Origin of the sequence: Pseudoalteromonas sp. NZS11_1 (genome assembly GCF_015864275.1) — a bacterium.
GTDB lineage: Bacteria > Pseudomonadota > Gammaproteobacteria > Enterobacterales > Alteromonadaceae > Pseudoalteromonas > Pseudoalteromonas arctica.
In genome coordinates this window covers 1-21,244 of record NZ_JADYXK010000043.1, presented here as the reverse complement: position 1 = coordinate 21,244, position 21,244 = coordinate 1, and the positions used below count along the sequence as shown (strand labels likewise).

Below are 21,244 nucleotides of genomic sequence, written 5' to 3'. Positions count from 1 at the left end.
GAACGAGTGAAACGTTATATTCTTCCAGAAAAAAGAAAACGGCCCAAAAGTAGGACCGTTCGAATTTCAAAAACTCGGTACACCATTAAGTCAAAGCATGCTTAACTGAATGGTGTTAGCTTTATAAGCGGCATTTTGTTATCTGCAATTTAGTGTGTTTGGCAGCTCATGTAATTATCGTAAAGTGCTTTAAGTACATCTGCTCGGCTGATCATGCCGATTACTTTAACACCCTCTACAACAGGGTAGTTTTTTGGTTTACCGGGCTGCATTTGCTCTGCAAGCTCAATAATATTGGTATCGCCGCTAACGGTCACTACCTTTGTTTGCATAAGTTGCGATACTTTAACCATCCCATCACAAAAATAACTGCTTTGCGTAAGTGGTTTTAATAGTTCTTGCTCAGATATAAATCCGACTAGGCATTTATCTTTATCAAATACTGGTGCGCCAAGTAGTTTAAATTTTTGTAGTTCTGCGATGGCTGTCGTCATTTCTGTATCTGGTGTGATATTTGGCAACTTGCGTTGCATAAAATCTTTTACTTTTGTATTTAGCATTTGGGTCTCTCCCGCTGATGTTCTATACAAAGTATGGTTTATAGATAGGGATTTAGGAAATTGTTTATGTTGATGAGATTGATAGGTTTTAACTATTAAGTATTTGTTGTTATATAAAATAAAAGCACCGATTAGGTGCCTTTATTCATAACTGAAAGTTAATTTCAATTATTTGATAAATGCGAATGCATCTGCGTACATGTTTTCACGAATTGCACCATGAGTAATAAAGTCATCACGGACAATACCTATCATGTCAAAACGACCGGCCATATAAATATCGTATGGTTCAAGTGATACAATATCTTGCATTACCGCTTTATGTACATAGCCAGTGTGACCTTGCCAATTAGCAGATGGATTTTCTACCACAGGGATAAACTCAAAGTTTTTGTGGCTATCGGCCCATGTTTGCATTTCTGTATGTGCGTATAAAGCTGACTCTTCTTTTACACCCCAGTAAAATAATACAGGACGGTCGCACTTAATTTCAGCTAAGTGATCAGCCATTGATTTTGCGTATGAAAAACCAGTGCCACCAGCAAGTAAAATAATAGGGCGCTCACATTGCAGGCGCAACTGTGAAATACCCAAGCCAGCTTCAATGTCTACTAACTGCCCAGTGGTATGGGCGTTTCGTAAATGTTCCAGCGATTGCATTGCATACGAATCGGCACCTGACGCGCCAATATGCAGTTCTATTGCATCGCACTGTGAAGGGCGACTAGCTATAGAGAAAGCACGTTTGTCTTTTTCGCCCAATACGAGTTGCATGTATTGGCCAGCTTCAAAGGTCACAGGTTGTTGTGGCTTTAAAATTACTTTGTGAACAAATTCTGTAAGTGGGCTGATAGCTACAACTTCAGCTTTTAATGTTTGCATTTTTTACCTTTTAGCAGCGCTTTAAACAGCAGATACGCAATCGAATGACTCGATTCTAGCATATCTGCAGGGTTATTTTATAGCCTGTTATGTACTTACATATAAACACTTAAAGAATATTAAGGCTTTCCCAAATATCATCTACGCGGTCTTTGGTGTCTTTATCCATAACAATAGGCTCGCCCCATTCGCGGGTGGTTTCGCCAGGCCATTTATTGGTGGCATCCATTCCCATTTTTGAACCAAGGCCAGAGACTGGCGATGCAAAATCGAGATAATCAATAGGTGTGTTTTCTATTAATGTTGTATCGCGAGCAGGATCCATTCGGGTTGTTATAGCCCAAATAACATCTTCCCAATCACGGGCATTAATATCGTCATCGCACACAATTACAAACTTGGTATACATAAACTGACGTAAGAACGACCAAACTCCCATCATCACGCGCTTAGCATGGCCAGGATATTGTTTTTTCATTGTTACAATCGCCATACGGTACGAGCACCCTTCAGGCGGCAGATAAAAGTCGACGATTTCAGGAAATTGCTTTTGTAATATCGGCACAAACACTTCATTAAGTGCTACACCTAAAATTGCAGGCTCATCAGGCGGACGGCCAGTAAATGTGCTGTGATAAATAGGATCTTTACGATGCGTTAAGTGAGTTACCGTCATTACTGGAAAGTCATCTACTTCATTATAGTAACCGGTATGGTCACCATAAGGGCCTTCAGGTGCGATTTCACCTGGCACAATGTAACCTTCAAGTACTATTTCTGCACTGGCAGGGACTTGTAGGTCATTGGAAATAGATTTTACAACTTCGGTTCTGCTACCACGTAATAAACCAGCAAATGCATATTCGCTTAATGTGTCGGGTACAGGCGTTACTGCACCTAATATAGTAGCTGGATCGGCACCTAGTGCTACCGAGACAGGGTAAGGTTGCCCTGGGTTTTCTTTACACCATTCCTGAAAATCAAGCGCGCCACCACGATGCGACAACCAACGCATAATTATTTTATTTTTGCCTAATAATTGCTGGCGATAAATACCTAAATTTTGGCGCTTTTTATAAGGCCCTTTAGTAACTGTAAGGCCCCAAGTAATTAATGGCGCTGCATCACCTGGCCAGCAATGCTGAATAGGTAATTTAGTTAAGTCTACATCATCACCTTCTAAAACTACTTGTTGGCAAGGCGCTTTTTTAACTTCTTTTGCTGGCATATTAAGCACTTGCTTAAAAATAGGTATAGCGCCTAGTGCTTCTTTAATTCCCTTTGGTGGATCAGGTTCTTTTAAAAAAGCGAGTAGCTTACCCACTTCGCGAAGCTCGCTAACGTCTGTTTGGCCCATGCCCATTGCTACGCGTTTTGGTGTACCAAATAAGTTGGTAAGCACCGGCATATCGTAGCCTTTTGGATTTTCGAATAATAACGCAGGACCTTTTGCACGCAATGTGCGATCAGATATTTCGGTCATTTCAAGATACGGGTCGATTTCTTGGGTGATACGTTTAAGTTCGCCTTTTTTTTCAAGCAAATCGATAAAATCACGTAGATCTTTATATTTCATTGTGGGCCGCTATTAAGCAAAAGAGTTAAAGTATTATACCCATTTCATGCAAGCCAAGTCATTACTTGCACTTAAAACTTAAAGCGCTCTACGGCACTTGTTAAGGAGTGTGCAAGTTGATTTACGTCTTCACTTTCGCTTGCTAGGGTTGTCGCGTTTTTGGCATTCAAGGTTGCTTGCTCTGTCACCTTGGCCATTATTTGTTGAATGTCGTTACTGTTAGTCAATTGCTCATGTGATGCATGAGCAATCTGCTCACTCATCTGATTAACAGACAACAATGTGCTTTTAATACGCTCTACGGCTTTATTTAGTTCAGTGCTGTTTTTAACACATTGCTTGGCTTGGTGTTGGCCATCGGTAATGTGTTCTTGAGTTGTTTGAGTGTGCTGTTGCAATGTTTGGATCATGGTGTTTATTTCGCTAGTCGAGGTCTGTGTACGTGCAGCTAATGATCGAACCTCATCAGCAACTACAGCAAACCCGCGTCCGTTTTCACCCGCTCGCGCTGCTTCAATTGCAGCATTGAGTGCCAATAAGTTGGTCTGCTCGGCAATGCTGCTAATTGTTTCAACAATGGCTTCAATAAGCTGAGTGTGTTGGGCTAGTTCCTCAGTGCTGCCTACTGCTTTATCAAGGCGCTGTAATAAAGTTTCTATACTTAGACTATTTTTATTAGCAATCTTGTTTACGTCATTGGCAAATTGCGATGCATTGGTTATTTCACTTGATGTTTTATCTGCTTGTTCATAAACCGCTTGTGAGTTGGTTAGCATATTTTGTGCAAGCGATGTTGCCTGCGCGCTTCGCTCCAACTGCTGTTGTGCAACAACCGTCATTTGCTGACCTTTTTCACTGGTTTTAATAGCGCTGCGGTCTAGTTCATGGGCGTCACTACTAATTGCGCCAATTAACTGGGTAAGGTCTTCACTGAGTTTATTTATGTTATTTAGCAAAGTACCAAATTCATCTTTACTGCGCGGATGGCTTCGCTTTGATAAATCACCTGAGGCGATTCGGGCTAAATCGCGGTTTACTTTTTTAAGCGGTTTTAGCATTGCGCGAGTTGTAAAAATAGAGATAGCGATAATCAATATAATTAAAACAAGCGTAATAATTACTACAGAACTAATCCCAGTATTTATGGCGGCCTTTGCATTAGTTTGTAAGGCATTAAAGCGCTCATCAGCCAATTTATTAAGTTCAATAAGCTGACCTTCTGTTGTTATAAATTGCTGTTGAAAGTGTTCAAAATTTTGAGCCGCAGCAATAGTACTTTTGAGTACTTTATTTTGTTGGGCATAAATTCCTGTATTGTTGTTAAGTAACTCTCTTAATTGATTAAACTTAGTCGTTAAATTTTTAGCATTAAACGCATTATTAAAGGGTAGCGCTTGTTGCTCTAAATAGGTGAAATTAGGTTGGATGTTATCTAGTAGAAATAGGGTATCTTGCTGATGGTTATTTAAATCATTGATACTTGTAGTTTGAGTAATGCTTTTTATATTATTGCTTAAGTTAAACAATAAATCATCTATACGGGTCGCTGTTCCAAACATAGCATTAAGTAGCGCCTGCTGTTTTGCAGTCACTTCTAAAAGTTCTATATCAAGTAAGTTAGAACTTAAATTGTAAAGTTGCTCGTTAAACGTTGCTGATAATTCTATAGTGGAATTTTGCGCTACAAACTTACTCTCTTTAGCGCTAAACATTGCGACACTTACTTTAGTCAGTTGCTCAAAGCCTTCGTTGGTACTGGCGAGTAAATTTTGCATTGTTATTTGTTGATTTAGTTGAGTGCTTAACGAATTGAGCATATCGCTAAATTGTTGTTGCTCAGCTTGCGCCTGTTTTTTATTTTGTTGAAGTAAATCAAGGTTTGCTTGGCTGTAAGCTAAGGCATTAAATTTGGTAATAGACAGTAATGATAGCCTTAAATCTTTACTGAACTGTTGTACCGGAACTGCTAATTTTTCGGTTCGGGTATTGTTAACGCTAATTTTGTTTAATGACCAATAAAAAAACACACTACTTGTTAGCACCAATAAACCAATGGCTGTAAAAGCTAAAATTATTTTATGTTTGATCGCAATTGAACGCATAACTTCATCACAATAATGGGTCTTTAATTATTGTAGCATTGCTGTAATTTATTGGTTAGTTTTGTGTTAAACCTTGATGCACTGTCTTTTTTTACCAGCAATGATTAGCATGGCCTCATTTCCCTTACCCCAAAACAGTACCTCTTCACTTATATATTTATTCCCTGATGCACTTTTTTCGTGATTAAGTACATGCACTTTATTGTTAAAGATAAGTTCGGCTTCAGAATTATTAATGATATTGAGTTTTACGCTCTCATCATCGCATTGGTAAGCAGTACTGGTTTGTAAATCACTACATGCGGTTAAGCTTAGTAAAATAGCGATTAATGCTAAATATACTTTCATTTTTCCTCCCATCTTCTTTAAAAGTTAGTTAAAACACAGGGCAAAATTTTAATCTAATGTAAGAATAACAAAGCAAAATTAACCGTTGGTGAAAGTAGCGCTTTACGTTATGTTTATAGCAATATTTTTTGAGCTCGGAAGCTTTATGGCAGGCACTAACCTTTTAACGTTATTAGACGATATAACCACTTTACTTGATGACATTGCGACAATGAGTAAGGTAGCAACAAAAAAAACAGCGGGTGTATTAGGCGATGACTTAGCGCTCAATGCACAGCAGGTTACAGGTGTTGCAGCAGAGCGTGAATTACCGGTTGTTTGGGCTGTGGCAAAGGGCTCATTTTTAAATAAAGCGATACTCGTACCCGCTGCTTTATTAATAAGCGTATGGCTGCCTTGGTTAATAACACCGCTTTTAATGATGGGTGGTTTGTTTTTGTGTTTTGAGGGAGCTGAAAAAGTATTTGCTAAGTTTTTGCCTCATCACAATGAAGTGGTAGATGAAGATGAAAAATTAGATTTAGTTGAGTATGAAAAACAAAAAATAAAAGGGGCAATAAGAACCGACTTTATTCTTTCTGCCGAAATTATTGTTATTACTTTAGGCACTGTGGCAGGCGCTACATTACTTAACCAAGCTTTAGTGCTTTGTGTTATCGCAATTATAATGACGATTGGCGTTTATGGCTTAGTGGCCGGTATTGTAAAGCTGGATGATGCCGGGCTTTATTTACTCAACCAATCTAAAGTGTCAGCTAATAAATTTAAAGAGTTACTTGGTAAAGGCTTACTCGCAGCAGCGCCTAGGTTGATGCAGTTTTTAGCATTTGCGGGCACCATTGCAATGTTTTTAGTAGGCGGCGGGATTTTAGTGCATGGTGTTGAGTTACTGCATCATACTCAAGTGGATGTAACAAGCTATGCTCAGTCTGTTGCTGGCGGCACAGGAGAAGTATTAGCGCCTCTCTTGTTTGATGGTTTGCTAGGTGTTATTGCCGGCTTAGTTGTTGTGCTTATACATGTAAGTTATACAAAGTTATTTAAAAAATAGTTTATAGCTGGCGTACTTGTTGCGCCAGCTATATTTAAATTCACTCATTCACAGTTAGCTATTTTACAAAGCGATTCTAATTCAAATTGTGCTTTAGTATTTTTTTGCTCAATGGCCTTTTTATACCAATAAATAGCCTGTTGATAATTTTGAGCTATTCCCTGACCATCACGATACATTTGCGCTAAATTTAATTGCCCCCATTGAGAGCCCGCTTCAGCAGCTAGCTTAAAGCTATTAAATGCTTCAAAAAACAACTTATCTTTAAAATAAATAATGCCTTGTTGATTGTTTTTATCGAGTTTTAAACCTTTATATAGTGGCTTAGGTTTGGGAGGAAACATCACAAACCCGCCATAAAGGCTGTTGGCATAAGGTCGCAGCACGTCATAAATAGCTTCGTCTTTATACAAACGCTTTACTTCATCACGAGGGAGGGTGATTGTTTTAGTGGAGAAGTAATTGTCTTGAATTAGTTGGCTGGTACGCATTGCCAAGGTAATACTATTATTACGTTTATAGCTGTAGTTGCTTATCTGAAAGGTAATAAACTGCTTATCAAAACTTAAAACTTGAGCAATTCTTAAATTGGTTAGGGTCCAGGGTTCGTGTGTAAATTTGTCGGCGTGTACTAAGTAGGTGTCATATATTTTAGGTGTATTCAAATAGCTTTGCTTTTGAGTCTCGGTATCAAGGTGTTGTTGATAAAAAAACGAAACAATCCAAAGCAATAAAAATACGCCAATAAAGTATTTAGGTAGGCTTAGTTTTTCTATTAACGGTAGTTGCGGTATTTTAACAGGTTCGCTTTTTCCGCATTGATAGCACTCGCGTTTATAGCTTAATTTTAAGGCAAGCATAGGTAAAATGCTAAATCGTAAATAGCGGCTTTTATTTACTAAATGGTAGGCGTCGCTTTGGCAGTGAGGGCAGCGTGTTATTTGTGCAAAATGTGGAAATGATTCACTCGTGTTGAAAAGTAACATAAAGCACGCTCCTTGTTTAATTACCTAAAGGTAAAACAAGAAGCGTGTTAGTTAAAGCTACAAACTGTAAGTAAGTATGTCTGTTATTACTTATTTTGAGCTTTAGGCTTGATAGTGGTTTTTGCATCGGCAGCCATTAGAGCAAATACAGCGTATGCAGCGGTATTTTGACGAAGCTTAGCAGGTGTTACTTTATCAAGCGTATCGTCAGCTGTATGGTGGTAATCAAAGTAATCTGTTCCATCTTGAGCAAGTTCAAAAATAGGCGCTGACGTTGCTGCTTTAAGTGGAATTAGATCGGGGCCACCATTCGCTTGGTTTTTACCAATGTGCTCAATATTTAACGGCGCAAGTTCTTTTGCTATAGCGCGAACTACAGGAAGTGACTCTGCGCTTACGTTCGATTCAAAAGCATATACAACATCGGCGCCAAAATCAGACTCAGCGGCTGCAACAATATTGCTTAGCTCGTTTTTATGCTCTGCAAAATAAGCTTTTGCACCCCAAAGACCTAGCTCTTCAGCTGCAAAAAGTACCACACGAATACTGCGCTTAGGGCGTTTTACATCGCTAATATGTTTAGCGGCTGCCATTGTTAGTGCAACGCCTGCGCCGTCATCTAATGCGCCAGTCCCTAAGTCCCAAGAATCTAAATGCCCCCCAATTAATACATATTGCTCAGGGTTTTCGGTACCATTAAATTGGCCAATAACGTTATAACCAGTGCCTTCACCAAGGCTTTCGGTTTGCACATTAATATTTACCGACACTTCTTTATTTAAAGCAACTAAGCGTGCTATTTGATCTGCATCTGGGTTAGCAATTGTTACGTTAGGTATTTTTGTAACACCTTCTTTGTAGTAACTACCGCCAGTGTGTGCAAAGCGATGATGACCGGTACTAACCGAGCGCATCATGTAGGCAACAGCGCCTTTTTTAGATGCTTCTATAGCGCCTGTACCGCGTGCTTTTACAGCAGGTCCGTAACCATTCCCGTCTATGTCGCGGTTCATACGGTAATTAATATACGCAATTTTACCTTTTAAACTGTTTGCCGGTGCGGCTTTTAATTCATCAAGTGTTTCGAATAATACAACCGGCGCTGTAATCCCATCTTTTGGCGTGCTTATACTGTTACCTAATGCAGTTAAGTGCAGTGGTTGCTCGCTTGGTGTTAGTATTTTTCCGCTTTCGCTATAACGGCGCCATTCAGGAAATGTGGCTTTTTCTAACCATACTTTATCAAAGCCCAGTTCATTAAATTTGGCTTGAGCCCATGCCACGGCTTTTTTATCGTTTTCGGTACCAGGAAGGCGTGGGCCTACTTCAGTTGTTAATGACTCTAGTAATTTATAACTTAAATCACTATTTAGTGCAGAGGTGCGCACTTTGTCTACTTGTTGTAATTGCTTTTGGGTAAATTCGGCGCTGTTAGCGTTTGCAGCCATACTGCTAGTAAGCAGCAGTGCGGTAATTAATTTTTTCATTTTGGTAGGCCTTTTTAATAATTAGCGCTATTAGAGCATGTAACAAACATGATAAAAAATAGATGAGATGAATAGGCTTTGTAATAGGTTTAATGCTGTTAGGTGTGAATATTTAGATATAAAAAAGCCCGCGTAAATGTACGCGGGCTATATTTTAAAGCTGTTATTTAAGGCATTTATTTAAAAGCTAAATTGCGCAGCTAAACGAAGATTTGTGCCCTCGCCAACAGTTACATTATTTGTGCCGCCACCACCTAAATAGCTTTTATCAAATAAGTTTTCGATGTTAAGGCGTAAGTTAATATCGGTATTACTTAAGTTAAACTTATAAGTTGCACCTACATCAACACGCGTATATGCATCTTTAGTAATTGTATTGGCGCTATCGGCAAAGCGCTCGCCTTCATAAAAAGCACCAGCGTTAAAAGCAATCGCATCATTTAGCTCATAACGCGTCCAAAGTGATGCCGACCATTTTGGTGCATCGGTAGGGCGTTTGCCTTCCAATACTTCATCGCGTTCAAAGTTAGCATCTAGATACATAGTTGATGCCATAACAAATAAGCGGTCAGTAGCGGCACCTTGTGCGCTTACTTCAACACCTTTGTGGCGTTGTTCACCCACTTGGTTTGTTTCACTTGTGAATGAGCCAATAGGCGTCTCAAGTTGTTCGCTAACAAGAGTACCTTCTTTGCTAATATCAAAAATAGCACTGGTAAGCATTAGGCGGTCATCAAATAACTGCCATTTAATACCAATCTCTCTTTGCTTAGATGTAACAGCATCTAATTTCATGCCGTTATTTACATCTGTTTCATCAATCAGTGTTTCACTACCTTGAGGCTCAAAACCTTCTGAGTAACTAGCGTATATAGTTGCAGAAGCATTTGGGTGATAAAGCACACCTACTTTTGGTACAAATGACTCGTTATCATTTCCTGTGCTATTTTGTTTGTCGTAACGACCACCCAATGATAGTTGCCACTCAGGCGAGAACGAAATTAAGTCTTGAACGTAAATTCCGTAGTAGTCGTATTCAGTTTCGCTTACTGTATCATCTGTTTTATAGCTTACTGATGGACGAGATGGTTCTGCTTGTCCTGCAGAAAAATCAAAAGAGTCGGCAGAGGTACGGCGCTGTCCGTAGTAATAATCAAGCGAGTTTGCGCCAATTAAAAATTGGTGCTGTAAGCTACCTGTTTTAAATTCACCAATAAAATCAATAAATGCAGTTTTAAATTGCCAATCGTCAAAGCGATCATAAGGGCGAGATTCATAACTATCGCCTTCAGCAAAGCCACCTGGCATACGCGGTGCTGACTCAAAGCGTTGGCGTTCAAATGTTTGTTCGTTATAGCCAAGCTTTACTTGCCAGTTATCGGTTAAAAATACTTCTAGGTCTACACCTAGGTTTTCTACGGTTATATCGGTAAACGCCCAAGACATATCACGGATTGTTTTATCATCACCAATTACATTGGCATTGTCGTCTATCCATGCACCAGTATCTAAACCTGCTTCGTCGTCTGTGCGGTCGTAATGCACACGTACTAATGCGTTGTCGCTAATATCGTAATCTACAACTAAAGCACCTAAAAAACGGTCACGCTCGCGGTTTTCACCGTTTTGGTATTCACGCCAGTAATCAACATCTTGTTTAACTAAAATACCACGAGCACGTAAATCTTCAGATTCAGTCAAGGCACCAGCAGCATCAACCATAAAGCGCGTTGAGCCATGTTGGTCTACATCGGCACTGGCATTAAATAATGTTTGTGCTGTAGGCTTTTTAGTAACCATGTTCACCAAGCCACCCGGACCTGATTGACCATATAAGATGCTCGATGGGCCTTTAATTACTTCAACTTGCTGCAAAATTTCGATTGGTTGTTGGTAGTGCGACCAATGCTGATGACCGTCGCGTAAATAACCTGTCGATGAGCTCAGCTCAAAGCCGCGTAAGTTAAATACCTCACGATTTCGTTGTTGTGAGCCTGCAGTTAAGCTTGCGTCATTTGTTAGTACTTCGCCAAGGGTAGTGGCAAGTTGCTCACTAATAATAGTGTCGGTTATTACGGTTACAGATTGTGCGGTTTCAAGTAAAGAAGCTGATGTTCTCATTGCGCCATTAGCGTTATCTACTTTGTAATCGTTAAAGTAGCTACCTTTTACTTCTATACGCTCAAGGTCAGTAGTGTTTGCGTATGTGTTTGTTGTAATGCTTGCTAATAGTGCTATGTAAAGAGAATTCAGTTTCATTGTTTGCTTCCAGCAGTGATATGTAAAAAACAATCGCGATCTTAATGCAAACTAATATCATTTTCAACACCTTTTGTTAACGTACTTTATTATGTGTTTGTTAATGGTTGCTAATTACGAATTCTGCTATTATTAGCAGCATATTTAGTGGGGCTTTCCCCCACGTTATTTTTATTGCTATGGAACTTACTGTGACTTCAACTGCTTTTTCATCTTTGGCTTTACCAGCTGGACTCGTTGATAATTTATCAACACTTGGTTATGCGCATATGACACCTGTACAAGCGCAAAGTTTACCGCCTGTACTTGCTGGTAAAGACATCATTGCTCAGGCAAAAACCGGTTCAGGTAAAACTGCTGCGTTTAGCTTGGGTGTGTTAGCTAAATTAAACGTAAAACGCTTTCGTATTCAATCTTTAGTCTTGTGTCCTACTCGTGAGCTTGCCGAGCAGGTTGCGGTTGAAATGCGTAAATTAGCGCGCGGTATCCATAACATTAAAATATTAACGTTATGTGGCGGTGTATCAATTGGTCCACAAATAGGCTCGCTTGAACATGGCGCGCATATTATTGTTGGCACACCTGGGCGTGTTGATGACCATATTCGTAAAGGTACTTTACGTTTAGATGATGTTGAAACATTGGTACTTGATGAAGCCGATCAAATGCTTGATATGGGTTTTCAAGATACACTTGATGCAATTATTGAGCGCATTCCACAAAATCGTCAAACATTGTTATTTAGTGCAACATTCCCAAGAGCTATTGAAGCAATTGCTAAGCGTGTACTTAAAAATCCAGAAATGGTTAAAGTAGAAGAAGAGCAAGCCAAAAGCACAATTAAGCAGTACTTCTACAAAATGGATAATAATAAGCAGCGCTACCCAACGCTAAAATTATTATTACTTAAATTTACACCACAAAGCTGTGTTGTGTTTTGTAATACTAAAGTAGAAACACAACAAGTGTGTGACGATTTAGCTGATGAAGGCTTTAGTGCTGTTTCGCTACACGGTGATTTAGAACAGCGCGATCGTGAACGTACATTAATTCACTTTTCAAATAAAAGTGCTTCAATACTTGTTGCAACCGATGTTGCTGCACGTGGTTTAGATATTGACGATATGGATATGGTGATTAACTACCATTTAGCACATGACACGCAAACACATGTGCATCGTGTTGGTCGTACAGGTCGCGCTGGTAAAAAGGGCATTGCATGTTCTATTTACGGTGAAGCAGAAGCGTTTAAAATTGCTCAAATAGGCGAACATTACGAACGTGATATTACTCCAGAGCAAATGCCACCATTTAATTTATTAGACAAGCCACCGTACCGCCCTGAAATGGTTACTTTGATGATTGATTCAGGTAAAAAACAAAAAGTACGTGCAGGTGATATTTTAGGTGCTTTAACGGGTAAAGATGGGGTTGCAGGTCGTCAGGTGGGTAAAATTAACGTACTTGATAACGTAGCGTTTGTTGCTGTTGAGCGTAACTCATTAAAACCTGCGCTTCGTAAATTAACCGAAGGCAATATTAAAGGGCGTAAAATACGCGCACGTCGCCTTACTCGTTAATTTAAACTTCTAAATTAATAGATTAACGAGCAGCTACCTTTAGTTGCTCGTATTGTGTTTGTATTTTTTTAAACTCAACTTCACAGCCATTTGGTTTATCTGGGTGCACTTGTAATGCAAGTTGTCTCCAGCGCTTTTGAACATTTTTAAGAGTGAAATTTTCAGGTAACTTCCATTCTAAAGCCAATGCTTTAAATTCATTTTCATTTAAAGCTTGTTGTGGTGATGTCGTTTTAAACTGACGCCAAAAGCTATTTAAAAGCTCATCAATCTGCTCTTCACTGGTATCGTAATTATGCCAATCTAAATAATAATCTCGCAAATTTTCGCTTGTTGTTACTAAACTATTATCTCCTTTTTCTAAAAGCTCGATATGCAGAGCTGAAATGAGTAAACTCTGAGGGCGTAATTGTGCCTGCAGTTGGTACAGTGCATTCATGATTAAAAAGTTACGTTTAAATAAATCACGTTCAGGACTTTTATCGAGAGTGGTCATAACGCTGCGGTTTGTCAGTTCTGCTGCTAAAGTATGAACTTGCCAAACCTGCTTTGTTAGTATTAGCTCAAAAATCTCATCAATCAGTGGGTTAAGCATTGTTTAGGCCCTAGTAGTTGGTGTATCTTCAATAAAGATTACACTGATATAAGTAACGGTTTGAAGGATTAAAATTATGCTGGGCAAGTTAAAATGCCTCTTATTTACTATATGCTGTGTACTAATAGCTCCTAGCTATGCCCAAAATAATGATTCGTTATTTGAGCAATTCAAAAACGAAGTGCAGTGGGAACCTAAATTACAATTAGCAAACATGCTACTTGCTAATAAAAATGCCTCCAAAAAGGAGCGTGTCGCTGTTTATTCGGCATTGGGTAATACTGCGTTATCGGTTGATAATTTTAAAGACTCATTACATTACTTTAAATTACTCGAACAACATACTTCGGATACTTTCTTCCCTGATGAGCACTTTCGTGCAATTAAAATGCAAGGTGTTGTACTTTTTTATCAAGGCTTATTTCAAAAAGCGATTATTGAATATACCCGTACCCTAGCATTAGCAGAAAAGAATAAGCAATTACTAGAGCAGGCAAACTTATTAAATAATATTGGTTTGGCCTATTTTAATATGAATAAGCTAGGCGATACCCTAGAGTTTTATTTAAAAGCAAAAGCTATCTACGAGGCGTACGGTAGTGAGCAAGATAAAACCGATATACTACTTAATATAGCAGGCGTTTATATACGCTTATCACGCTACGATAGTGCGTTTGGTCTTTATCAAGATGTACTTAAGGTTTATCAACGATTAGATGATAAAAGCGGTATTGCGCAGGTATATAACAATATGGGTGTTGCCCATATGGAGAGTAATCAATTTGACTTAGCACTGCATTATTATCAGTTAGCGCTGCGCTATTATATTTCAGCTAATGATTACAATAAGTTATCTACACAATATACAAATTTAGCAAATACTAATTTAGTATTAAAAAAAGTGGATGAAGCGTACGAGCAAGCTAAATTAGGTGAGTACTACGCCCTTAAAATAGATAATCATAATTTAGAGCTTAATGCGCTACATGCGCTGGCTAAAATTCAGTTTGTTAAGGGTAACTTAGAAGAGGCGCAAATAAATTTAGATAGAGCAATTTTACTTGCTCATGAATATGGTAGTGAGCGAATAATTAGAGAGAGCTTGGGGGCCAAAGCACTTCTTGAAGCCAGTAAAGGCGATTATTCAAGCGCAATGGCTTTGCAACAAAAATATATTAGTGAGTTGCGAAAGCTCAGAAGTACGGCAATTATAAATGCACTAGCGGTACTTCAGCATCAATTTAAAGCAACGCAATTAAACCAAGAGATAGAAAAACTTAAACAAGATCGCCGTGTGCAAGAGCTAAAAATGTCGCAGCGTTCTCAGCTTACTTTATTCTCTTTTTTACTATTACTTTTAGTTGTCGTAACTGGTATTGCGCTTTATCGCCGTGGTGCAGAAAAACGCGCTAAGCAGCAGTTAACAGAACAAGTTACGCAACGTACTGCAGAATTGCAGGCAATTGCACAAGAGCTGAGAGAAGCCAACGATGTTAAAAGCCAGTTTTTGGCTAATATTAGTCACGAAATTCGCACTCCACTAACGGCTATTTTAGGGCAAACAGATGCTTTGATTAATGAATTATATGAGCCTGAGTCACTTAAAGATGAATTAAGAGTAATTCAGCGTCACAGTGACCATTTAAAAAGCTTAATAAATGATGTACTCGATTTAAGTAAAATTGAAGCCAATAGATTAGAGTTAAATATTTCGTGCTTTGATATTGTAGAGCTCGTAAATGATGTGCACGCAATGTTTATCACCCAAGCAAAAGCAAAAAATCTACATCTTATTTTAGACAATCAAGTGGGTAATGAGTTTTACACTAAGCTGGATTTAATACGCGTAAAGCAGATTCTTATAAACTTATGTGCAAATGCTATTAAGTTTACTCATTCAGGGCAGATCATTATTGCATTAAATAAGAGTGAGCAAGGACTAGTTATTATTGTAAAAGATACCGGTATTGGTATGAGCTCTAAACAGTTAAAGCTTATTTTTGAATGCTTTAGCCAAGCTGATAACAGCATTAGCCGTCGCTTTGGTGGTACAGGGTTAGGCCTTAGCTTATCGCAACAATTAGCTGCGATGATGGGTGGTTATATCAGCGTACAAAGCGAATACAAAAAGGGCAGTCAGTTTTCGTTCTTTTTACCGTGCGCAGAAGTAAATAAATCTCAAAGCATGATTGAAACTCAAAGTGCTCCTAAGGCAAATAAGCAATTGGCAGGTCGTGTCGTACTTGCGGAGGATCATCCTGATAATCGTAGGTTAATAAGTCGTTATTTACGCTCAATGGGACTCGAGGTTATTGCTGTTGAAAATGGTGAGCAAGCGGTAGAGCAGTGCTTAAAAGAATATCCAGATTTGGTATTGCTCGATATTCAAATGCCAGTAATGGATGGGCGTTCTGCTTTTCAGCTATTAAAACAATGTGGTTTTGAGCGACCTATTTTTGCTTTAACAGCAAATGCTATGAGTCATGAAGTGGATGGTTATTTAGAGTTAGGGTTTACTGGTTACTTAGGTAAACCGATAGACAAAGAGTCATTTTATAAAGCGCTTTCTAGTCACCTACATAATGCAGAAGATCAGCCAATTACAAAGCAAAATGAAGTTGATATGAGCGATCTTGTGATTAGTTTCAAGCAGAGCTTTGCTTTGGAGAGTGAAACGATTACGCAGCATTTTATAAGCGAAGATTTAGATGCGCTACAAAAAGATAGCCATCGCATTTTAGGGGCTGCACAAATGTTTGGTTTGGATGAAATTGCGCAATCGGCTAAAAATTTAGACAGAGCACTTCTACGCAGAAGCCAAAAAAGCAGTGCAAATGATTTTAAAGCGCTCGTTGATACGCTGCAGGGTGTACTTAAAAAGTATAATGAAAGTTAAACTGTATTTAATCCAGACACAAAAAAAGCGCCTAAGGCGCTTTTTTATTCAATTAAAACGCTTTTATTGGCGTCTCATCGAATCAAAAAATTCATCATTGGTTTTGCTCATCGATAGTTTATCGATTAAGAATTCCATTGCATCAATTTCTGACATGTCATGAACAATTTTACGTAAAATCCAAAGCTTTTGAAGTTCATCTGGTTTTGTTAGTAATTCTTCACGACGAGTACCTGAGCGGTTAAAGTCGATAGCTGGGAATACACGTCTTTCCGCAATTTTACGGTTAAGGTGAAGTTCCATGTTACCAGTACCTTTAAACTCTTCGTAGATAACTTCATCCATTTTAGAGCCAGTATCGATAAGAGCTGTAGCTATGATTGTTAAGCTACCACCTTCCTCAACGTTACGTGCAGCACCAAAGAAGCGCTTAGGTTTATGTAATGCGTTAGCGTCAACACCACCAGTAAGTACTTTACCTGATGAAGGAATAACGGTGTTATAAGCACGTGCTAAACGAGTGATTGAATCCAATAAGATAACAACATCTTTTTTATGTTCAACTAGGCGTTTTGCTTTTTCGATAACCATTTCGGCAACTTGTACGTGACGAGAAGCTGGTTCATCGAACGTTGATGCAATAACTTCACCTTTAACTAGGCGTTGCATCTCTGTTACTTCTTCCGGACGTTCATCAATAAGTAAAACCATTAATGTTACATCAGGATGGTTGTGCGTAATTGATTGTGCAATATTTTGAAGTAGCATTGTTTTACCCGCTTTTGGCGGAGCTACTAACAAACCACGTTGGCCGCGGCCAATAGGAGATGCTAAATCAAGTACACGGGCTGTAATATCTTCTTTACTGCCGTTACCACGTTCCATGCGAAAACGTTCGTTTGCATGTAATGGAGTAAGGTTTTCAAAAAGAATTTTAGTTCGAGAGTTTTCAGGTTTATCAAAGTTAACTTCATTTACTTTAAGTAAAGCAAAGTAACGTTCACCGTCTTTAGGTGGACGAATAAGACCTGAAATTGAATCGCCAGTACGCATGCTGAAACGGCGAATTTGGCTAGGTGAAACATAAATGTCATCTGGGCCAGCTAAGTAAGAGGCTTCTGATGATCTTAAGAAGCCGAAACCATCTTGTAAAATCTCTAATACACCGCCGCCGAAGATATTCTCTCCGCCTTTGGCATGGGATTTAAGAATGGCAAAAATGATATCTTGCTTTCTTAAGCGGGCTACGTTTTCGAGCCCCATGGACTCAGCTAAGTCTACAAGCTCTTTAATGGACTTGTCTTTTAATTCGCGTAAATGCATATTGGTGGGTTCTTTATTACAGTTGTCATACTCAAAATCGCTTTGATCGTTGAGTGAGGTTTGTTGAATATAACTAAGGATTAGTTGGCTTTATAAACTAGCAGTTCACTGGCAAAGCGTCCAGTCTTTATACAAAATAAATTTAAAAAAGGGCAAAAAGCCCTTTTTATTGTTCTAGCTTACAGTTAGATGTTGTTTTCTAAAAACTCAATAAGTTGAGTTTTTGAAAGAGCACCTACTTTCGTTGCAGCTACTTGACCATCTTTAAAAAGAAGTAAAGTAGGGATACCACGAATACCAAATTTTGGCGGTGTGCCAGCATTTTGGTCAATGTTTAATTTAGCAACAGTCACACGGCTGTCGTATTCATCAGCAACTTCGTGAAGAATAGGGGCGATCATTTTACAAGGTCCACACCATTCAGCCCAGAAATCTACTAGTACTGGTTTGTCAGATTGTAATACGTCAGCTTCAAAGCTATCGTCAGTAATTTGGATTATTTTCTCGCTCATTGCGCTCTCCGATTTAGTTAGGCGAAATATTTAGTGCGTATTTAAACACTCTTGTTTCTTATTGCAAGTTTAAACGTTATGCTTAAACGCTATGACTAAGACACATTTAACCGATAAAAAGTTTTCAGACTTTGCTATCGCACCGGAAGTGGTTGCCGGTTTAACCGAGAATGGGTTTGAATATTGCACACCTATTCAAGCAAAATGCCTACCTTTTATTTGTGATGGACGCGATATCGCGGGCCAAGCTCAAACAGGTACAGGCAAAACGTTGGCGTTTTTAACTGCCACGTGCCATCGGTTATTACAATCTAGCAAAGCACCTAGTAAACATCCAAGAGCCCTGATCATGGCCCCTACTCGGGAGCTTGCGATTCAGATACACAAAGATGCTAAAATTTTAGCGCCGCACTGTAATCTTAACTTAGGTTTAGTATATGGTGGCGAAGATTACGAAAAACAACGTGCACAACTAGAAAAAGGCGTTGATATTTTAATTGGTACTACAGGTCGTCTAATTGATCTGTATAAGCAAGGCTGTTACACCCTTAATGAAATTGAGGTAGTCGTGCTTGACGAAGCTGATCGTATGTTCGATTTAGGTTTTATCAAAGATATTCGCTATATGTTCGATCGTATGCCAGATACATCAAAGCGTTTAAACTTATTATTTTCTGCCACATTATCGTATCGCGTACAAGAATTAGCTTTTGAGCACATGACAAACCCAGAACATGTTCAAATTGAACCTGACGTTAAAACGGGTAAACGTATTCAAGAAGAGCTATTTCATCCTTCGCAAGAAGATAAAATTAAGCTGTTGTTAACCTTAATTGAAGAAGAATGGCCAGAGAAAGCAATCGTGTTTGCAAATACCAAGCACAGTTGTGAAACAGTATATGCTTGGCTTAAGTCAGACGGTCATCGTGTAGGTATGCTTACTGGTGATGTTAACCAGAAAAAACGCCAAACTATATTAGCGCAGTTTAGCAAAGGCGACTTAGACTTTTTGGTTGCGACTGATGTTGCAGCGCGTGGTCTTCATATTCCAGAAGTAAGTCATGTATTTAACTTTGATTTACCTGACGATTGTGAAGACTATGTTCACCGTATTGGTCGTACTGGCCGCGCTGGTGCATCAGGCCACGCAATTAGTTTTGCATGTGAGCAATATGCATATAACCTGCATGAAATTGAAGAATATATAGAGCACAGCATTCCTTTATCACATTATGATAAAACAGCATTGCTAGATGATTTAACTCAGCCTATTATTCAAAGAAAGCGCAACTATTCAACAGGTCCACGTAACCGTAGTAATAACAGCGGACGTCGCCCAAATAATAGTTACCAAAAAGGACGGTCGTAAACGACCGTTTGTATAAGTAGTAGTAACTAGAGGTTTTTGAACGGTGGGGCAACTTAAACCGCAAAAAAATGTGTACGCAGTTATTGATTTGGGCTCAAATAGCTTTCATATGCTTATAGCCAAATCAATTGCTGGCGGTCTACAAACAATTGGACGTGTTAAACGCAAAGTCCGATTAGCCGCAGGGCTTGATAAAGATAACGTATTGAGCACTGAAGCAATGCAGCGAGGCTGGGAATGCCTTGCCCTTTTTGCTGAGCGTCTACAAGATATCCCAGATAAAAACATCACCATAGTAGCAACAGCCACCTTACGGTTAGCAACTAACGCCGAAGTATTCAAAAATCATGCAGAAAAGATTCTTGGCCATAACATTAATGTTATTAGCGGAGAATTAGAAGCGCGGACAATTTATAAAGGTGTTGCTCATACTTCATCTTGTACTGGCAAACAGCTTGTTATTGACATTGGTGGTGCAAGTACCGAAGTTGTAATTGGTAAAGCATTTGATGCCTTACATTACAAAAGCCTCAATATGGGCTGTGTTACCTATCTTGAGCGCTACTTTAAAGATTGCCAATTAAGTAAGAGTAACTTTAACGCAGCCATAAAGGCAGCTCGTACAGTCATTGATGAAATTTCTCCAGAATATAAAACAGCGGGATGGCAAATTGCATCTGGTGCTTCTGGCACAGTGCAAGCAATTCAAGAAATTATGGTCGCTCAAAATCTTGACGATTTACTTACGCTTGAAAAGCTCAACACTATAAAAGAGCAAGCAATTGCATTTAGCACTATTGCAGCGCTAGACCTTCCTGGATTAAGTGAAGACCGTCGACTGGTATTTGTATCAGGACTTGCAATCTTAATCGCACTATTTGAATCTCTTGAAATAGAAAAAATGGGGTTGGCGGGTGGAGCACTGCGTGAAGGTGTTTTATATAGCATGGTTCCGGAGTTTCATAATAACGACATTCGTAAACGCACAGTTGATGGGTTTATGAGTCGTTATCACGTTGATCAAAAACAAGCGTGTCGAGTTTCAAGCTTGGCTATGCAGTTAGCGGTAAGTATTGATAAAGATTGGCCAATTGAAAGTTTAAATGGGTTACCACTATTAAAAGCGGTAGCGCAGCTTCATGAGATTGGATTACTAATAGAATATAAGCAGTACCATAAACACACTGCTTATATTTTGGAAAATACTGATATGCCTGGTTTTTCACAGTCAGAGCATAAATTAATAGTAGCGGTAGCGGATGCGCATCGTTCTGATTTTCCAAAAGGCTGTTTTAATTCACTCGGCGTAAATAGTCTATTAGCGCAATATATAGTGAGATTACTACGAATAGCAGTCATCTTATCAATGCGCAGACAAGATGACGTACTGCCTAAGTTTAAGTTAACTGCTAAAAATGAAGTGTTAGACCTTAAGTTTGAAAGTAACTGGTTAAAAGATCATCCATTAATGGCCAGCGAGCTACAACAAGAGTCTAAACAGCAAGGTAAACTTGGGTGGAAGCTCATAGTAAACTAATTAAAAAGGCCCACCAGGGCCTTTTTAGTGTTTAAAGTAACCATTTCGATGCAAATATGTGCGAACAGCACATTATTTCAAGTTTTCTTCAAAAAAGGGTTGATCTGTTTTCGGATCTCCCTATAATGCGACCCCACTGAGACGGGAAACGCCAACGCATAGCGAGGCACGAACAACTCAG

General features: G+C 39.0%; 16 protein-coding genes. 5 read left to right on the top strand and 11 right to left on the bottom strand.

The features are described from left to right. Positions 1-149 precede the first annotated feature (149 nt). The 5 genes from I6F44_RS18965 to I6F44_RS18945 all read right to left on the bottom strand — a co-directional run bounded on the left by I6F44_RS18965 (position 150) and on the right by I6F44_RS18945 (position 5,468). Positions 150-560 carry a CBS domain-containing protein gene (locus I6F44_RS18965; protein WP_007580571.1) on the bottom strand — a complete coding sequence of 137 codons (411 nt, stop codon included), beginning with the start codon at positions 558-560 and terminating at the stop codon, positions 150-152. A gap of 168 nt (positions 561-728) precedes the next feature. Then, positions 729-1,442: an NAD(P)H-flavin reductase gene (gene fre, locus I6F44_RS18960; RefSeq protein ID WP_024589658.1), complete on the bottom strand. Its 714-nt coding sequence runs from the start codon at positions 1,440-1,442 to the stop codon at positions 729-731. A 109-nt stretch (positions 1,443-1,551) separates the two neighbouring features. Continuing rightward, positions 1,552-3,018 (bottom strand): 4-hydroxy-3-polyprenylbenzoate decarboxylase, encoded by a 1,467-nt coding sequence (gene ubiD / locus I6F44_RS18955; RefSeq protein ID WP_197174365.1) that lies wholly within the window; start codon positions 3,016-3,018, stop codon positions 1,552-1,554. A 71-nt stretch (positions 3,019-3,089) separates the two neighbouring features. After that, positions 3,090-5,120 carry a methyl-accepting chemotaxis protein gene (locus I6F44_RS18950; RefSeq protein ID WP_197174364.1) on the bottom strand — a complete coding sequence of 677 codons (2,031 nt, stop codon included), beginning with the start codon at positions 5,118-5,120 and terminating at the stop codon, positions 3,090-3,092. 66 nt (positions 5,121-5,186) lie between these two features. Next, on the bottom strand, positions 5,187-5,468 hold the full coding sequence (locus I6F44_RS18945; RefSeq protein ID WP_007580576.1) for an MliC family protein: 282 nt from the start codon (positions 5,466-5,468) through the stop codon (positions 5,187-5,189). A 145-nt stretch (positions 5,469-5,613) separates the two neighbouring features. Between I6F44_RS18945 and I6F44_RS18940 the strand changes: the two genes are divergently transcribed. Beyond that, entirely contained in the window at positions 5,614-6,519 is a 906-nt protein-coding gene (locus tag I6F44_RS18940) for a DUF808 domain-containing protein (RefSeq protein ID WP_024592606.1), read from the top strand. Positions 6,520-6,563: 44 nt separating this feature from the next. On the opposite strand, the gene I6F44_RS18935 is transcribed toward I6F44_RS18940, so the two are convergent. From I6F44_RS18935 to I6F44_RS18925, 3 genes are all read right to left on the bottom strand, one after another. Beyond that, positions 6,564-7,505, bottom strand: coding sequence for a tetratricopeptide repeat protein (locus tag I6F44_RS18935; protein WP_024589662.1), 942 nt, complete (start codon positions 7,503-7,505; stop codon positions 6,564-6,566). An 86-nt stretch (positions 7,506-7,591) separates the two neighbouring features. Continuing rightward, positions 7,592-8,992 carry a M20/M25/M40 family metallo-hydrolase gene (locus I6F44_RS18930; protein WP_165739343.1) on the bottom strand — a complete coding sequence of 467 codons (1,401 nt, stop codon included), beginning with the start codon at positions 8,990-8,992 and terminating at the stop codon, positions 7,592-7,594. A gap of 180 nt (positions 8,993-9,172) precedes the next feature. Beyond that, positions 9,173-11,251, bottom strand: a complete 2,079-nt coding sequence (locus tag I6F44_RS18925; RefSeq protein WP_197174363.1) for a TonB-dependent siderophore receptor — start codon at positions 11,249-11,251, stop codon at positions 9,173-9,175. Positions 11,252-11,442: 191 nt separating this feature from the next. Here I6F44_RS18925 and dbpA point away from each other — a divergent pair, with 191 nt between their 5' ends. Beyond that, the gene (gene dbpA, locus I6F44_RS18920; RefSeq protein ID WP_007580581.1) at positions 11,443-12,831 is read left to right on the top strand and encodes an ATP-dependent RNA helicase DbpA; all 1,389 of its coding nucleotides are present in this window, start codon (positions 11,443-11,445) and stop codon (positions 12,829-12,831) included. A gap of 22 nt (positions 12,832-12,853) precedes the next feature. Here the strand turns inward: dbpA and I6F44_RS18915 are convergent, their stop codons facing one another. Next, positions 12,854-13,426 carry a DNA-J related domain-containing protein gene (locus tag I6F44_RS18915; RefSeq protein WP_197174362.1) on the bottom strand — a complete coding sequence of 191 codons (573 nt, stop codon included), beginning with the start codon at positions 13,424-13,426 and terminating at the stop codon, positions 12,854-12,856. A 76-nt stretch (positions 13,427-13,502) separates the two neighbouring features. Between I6F44_RS18915 and I6F44_RS18910 the strand changes: the two genes are divergently transcribed. Further along, complete coding sequence (locus I6F44_RS18910; protein ID WP_007580583.1) at positions 13,503-16,322, top strand: ATP-binding protein; 2,820 nt, start codon at positions 13,503-13,505, stop codon at positions 16,320-16,322. Between the two features lie 63 nt (positions 16,323-16,385). Here I6F44_RS18910 and rho read toward each other — a convergent pair whose 3' ends face one another. Together rho and trxA are read right to left on the bottom strand one after the other, a co-directional pair. Beyond that, positions 16,386-17,645, bottom strand: coding sequence for a transcription termination factor Rho (gene rho / locus I6F44_RS18905; RefSeq protein ID WP_002960945.1), 1,260 nt, complete (start codon positions 17,643-17,645; stop codon positions 16,386-16,388). 185 nt (positions 17,646-17,830) lie between these two features. After that, a complete protein-coding gene (trxA, locus tag I6F44_RS18900; protein ID WP_002960942.1) occupies positions 17,831-18,157 on the bottom strand; it encodes a thioredoxin TrxA in 327 nt (108 codons plus the stop codon). A 91-nt stretch (positions 18,158-18,248) separates the two neighbouring features. On the opposite strand from trxA, the gene rhlB reads away from it, so the two are divergent. Together rhlB and gppA are read left to right on the top strand one after the other, a co-directional pair. Next, positions 18,249-19,526, top strand: a complete 1,278-nt coding sequence (gene rhlB / locus I6F44_RS18895) for an ATP-dependent RNA helicase RhlB (protein ID WP_002960940.1) — start codon at positions 18,249-18,251, stop codon at positions 19,524-19,526. A 43-nt stretch (positions 19,527-19,569) separates the two neighbouring features. Further along, on the top strand, positions 19,570-21,063 hold the full coding sequence (gene gppA, locus I6F44_RS18890; RefSeq protein WP_010555420.1) for a guanosine-5'-triphosphate,3'-diphosphate diphosphatase: 1,494 nt from the start codon (positions 19,570-19,572) through the stop codon (positions 21,061-21,063). Positions 21,064-21,244 lie beyond the last annotated feature (181 nt).